Below are 3,700 nucleotides of genomic sequence, written 5' to 3' on the forward strand. Positions count from 1 at the left end.
GGCGGCCCCTCGGTCGACGCGACGGTGCGCGCCGCCGGCCTCGGCGCAGCCGCGGCGGGCGCGGCCGGGGCCGCCGCATCCCCGGGATTAGGATCGACCGCCATCACGCCGCGGCCGGCGCGGGTTTTGCTGCCGCTCCTGGTCTTCCTGGTTGCGCGGCAGGGGCATGTTCACGCCCCGGCGTTGGTGCGGCATCTTCGGCTGCCCGCCCGTTGGTAACAGAAAGGTGAACTCCTGACCTTGACCGTCCGCGGGACGCGGGTGGCCGGGCGGTGAGTTAGACCGGTGGGGGTTCGCCCGCAAGCACGCTGCACCGCACATAAGGGACGGAACGCAATCACGACTGCGCCTCCGGACCCTGGCGGCGCGGGACGTGCCGGGCGACCGCGCCGCCCGCACTCGATGCTCACGGCATGAGCCTGATGCCCGCTGATGCCGACACGGTCCAACTCCCTAGACACATGATGTTGCATGGCGGTAACTGCGGACGTGCCTGTCACGGCTTTCTACATTGCACCTGCGTACTCGGCCAAACTAGTGTACGTCAGCTCGCATCGCCGCTGATTGATGAGTTGCAATTGAAATGAGTTGGTGATGCGACATCGCACTGCGATGGCGCCGTGTCGTCGTGGTGCGCACGGTTTGACGGACGAAACAGAGCGTTGAGGTGCGTGTGGGTTCGACACTTGGGTTCCTTGCCGGTACGCAGGTGCTCACGTCCTGCGGTCCTATCCCGATCGAGGCTCTGGTTGAAGGGGAACTGGTGGTCACGCGCAACGGGCAGCTCGCACCCGTGCTGCGTCTGGACAAACAGCGGTTCAGCCTCGTCCATGTGCCGCGAACCGACGCGATCCAGCCGGTATGCATCGCGCGCGGCGCGCTCGGCGATGGATTGCCGCACCGTGACATTGTTTTGGCGCCGGATCAGTGTGTCGCGATCGACGACGTCGTCGCGACCGCGCGCGAACTTGTCAACGGCGGCACGATCACAAGGATCGATCCGCCGCCCGGACTCGCCTATTTCGACGTGACGTTGCCGGAACGTAGCTGGATGATGGCTGAAGGCGTCGCCTGCGCAACCCGCGCGCCGACGCGCGGGCGTCGCGGCGCGGCACGCGCGACCGCCACGTTGCCACGTGATGGCGTCACTGCGGCAGGTGCACAGCACCGGCTCGCCGCGCTGCGCGCGCGTCTGCTCGACGTCGCCTACGCGGCGGGATACCGGCGTGAACACGATCCTGATCCGTATCTGGTCGTCGCGGGACGCACGCTGCGCCCCGACACCGTGGAGGGACTGTCCTACCGCTTCACCGTGCCGGTCGCCGCCGGATCGCTGGAAATCGTCTCGCGCAGCTTCGTGCCGCGCGACGTCTCCCCCGGCTCCGGCGACGAACGCGTGCTCGGCGTGGCGGTGCGCGGCATACGGATCGGGGGGGGCGACGCACCGGTCCTGCTCGATCTCGATGATCCCGCGCACCAGGGGCTGCACCTGCCGCAGGACGACGGCGGCATCTCCTGGCGCTGGACCGACGGGCACGCGCGGCTGCGCTGGCAGGCGGACCGCGCGCCGGTGGACGTCACCATCACACTCGCCCATGACGGGCTGTACTGGATCGCGCCGCCAGTCCACGCGGCGGCGGAGGATGACGGCACCGCGCCGCCCGGGACCCGACGCGGCATCGCCGCCCGTGCCGAGCGCGCGATCGTCATCTCCGGGGAACCGGAGACGCCCGGCCACGCCTATCGCGTGGCCCGCGCCGTCGACGCCCTGTGCCGCCACGGCATCGACGCCCGCGCCATCACCCTCGATGAGGTCGGCGGCGCCCGTGGGGCGATCGCACGGGCCGATCATCTCTTGATCTGGCGGGCACCGCTGCACGCGCCGGGCATGGAGGACGCGCTGGCCGCCGCGCGCGAGGGCGGGGCGCACGTGGTCTTCGACCTCGACGACGTGATGACCGACGCGCGCCTCGCGCGACCGGACGTCATCGACGCGATCCGCTTCAACGGCTATGACAGTGCCGAGATCCGCCGGCTCTATGACGGCATGCTCGCGACGCTGCAGGCCGCCGACGCGGTGACCTGCACGACGCCGGAGCTTGCCGCGCATCTGCGCCCGCACGGCAAGCCGGTGCACGTCATACCCAACGGCTTCGATGCGACGACGCTCGCCGCCTCGCGGCGCGCGGTGCGGCAGCGGCGGCTGGCCCCGACCGAACGTGTCGTGCGCCTTGGCTATGCCGGCGGCTCGCGCACCCATCAGGCGGATTTCCGCCCTGTGGCCGAGGCACTCGGCCGCCTGCTGCCGGAGCGGCCGGACGCGCGTCTCGTGCTGTTCCGCCATCCCGTGCACGACGTGCCGCTGGTCGACGTCGACGAATATCCCGGCCTTGCGGCCTGCGCCGCGCAGATCGAGTGGCGCGACATGGTGCCGGTCGCCGAGCTGCCGGCGGAGATTGCGCGCTTCGACATCAACCTCGCGCCGCTGCAGGTGGGCAACCCGTTCTGCGAGGCGAAAAGCGAGCTCAAGTATTTCGAGGCGGCGCTCGTCGAGGTCTGCACCGTCGCCTCGCCGACCGGCCCGTTCCGGCGGGCGATCCGTGACGGCGAGACCGGCTTCCTCGCCGACGGGGCGCGCGCATGGCAATCCGTGCTGCGCCGTCTGATCGACGACGCGAGCCTGCGCCGGCGCACCGCGCGCGCGGCCTACCACGACGTGCTGTGGCGCTACGGGCCGGAGGCGCGGGCGGAACACTACGCCCTCATGCTCGGCCAAAGCCGTCCGGGGGCGGACGCGGCGCGGGCGTTCGAACTGGCGATCCGCCGCGCCGGCAGCGCCCCCGCCGCCCTGCCGCACATCCCGCAGCACAGCGTCGTGCATGCCGCCGACCGGCTGGGCGAGGCCGCGACCACCGTCCTGATCCCGCTCTATAACTATGGCCACTACGTGCGCGAGGCGCTGGATTCGGCGTATTTCCAGACCGAAGAGGCGCTCGACCTGGTGGTGGTCGACGACCGGTCGACCGACGACTCCCTCGATGTCGTGCTCGACTGGGTCGGCCGCAACGGCGGCCGGTTCAACCGCGTGGTCGTGCTGCAAAACCTCGTCAATTCCGGCCTCGGCCTGACGCGCAACGCGGGGTTCGCGGCGGCCGAGACGCCGTTTGTCCTGCCGCTCGACGCCGACAACCGGCTGTTTCCCCGCTGCGTCGAGGCCTGCCGGCGGGCGCTGCAGGACAGCGGCGCGGCCTTCGCCTACCCGACGATCCTGGAGTTCGGCGAGAAATCCGGCACGTTCGGCGGCGAGCCGTTCGCGCCGATGCGCCTGGCCGCAGGCAACTTCATCGACGCGATGGCGCTCGTGCGCAAATCCGGCTGGGCGGCGGTCGGCGGCTATGACCATGTCCGCACGGGGTGGGAGGATTACGACCTGTGGTGCCGCATGGCCGAACGCGGATTGTGGGGACGGCCGGTCGCCGACATCCTCGCCGAATACCGCGTGCACGGCGCGTCGATGCTGCGGACGCTGACCGACGTGCGCACGAACAAGCGGCGCATCCTCGCGCATGCGCAGACGAGCCACCCGTGGACCGCCGTGCGCGACGTGGCGGAGACGGCGGCGCGGATCGAGGCGCTCGAGCGCAATGCGATCCGCACGGCGCGGCGCGGCCCGCGGGCGGCGGACGCAATCACCCCGGCC

General features: G+C 71.0%; 2 protein-coding genes. Both read left to right on the top strand.

Annotated features, from left to right (window positions below; all coding sequences use genetic code 11):
* On the top strand, positions 1–219 hold a 219-nt coding region (locus B8460_RS23060; RefSeq protein ID WP_048861622.1), incomplete at its 5' end, for a hypothetical protein.
* 454 nt (positions 220–673) lie between these two features.
* Positions 674–3,700 (top strand): Hint domain-containing protein (locus tag B8460_RS10875; protein WP_158322806.1); only part of this gene is annotated, 3,027 nt, incomplete at its 3' end.

Source organism: Acidisphaera rubrifaciens HS-AP3 (assembly GCF_000964365.1).
In the GTDB taxonomy this organism is placed as follows: Bacteria; Pseudomonadota; Alphaproteobacteria; order Acetobacterales; family Acetobacteraceae; genus Acidisphaera; species Acidisphaera rubrifaciens.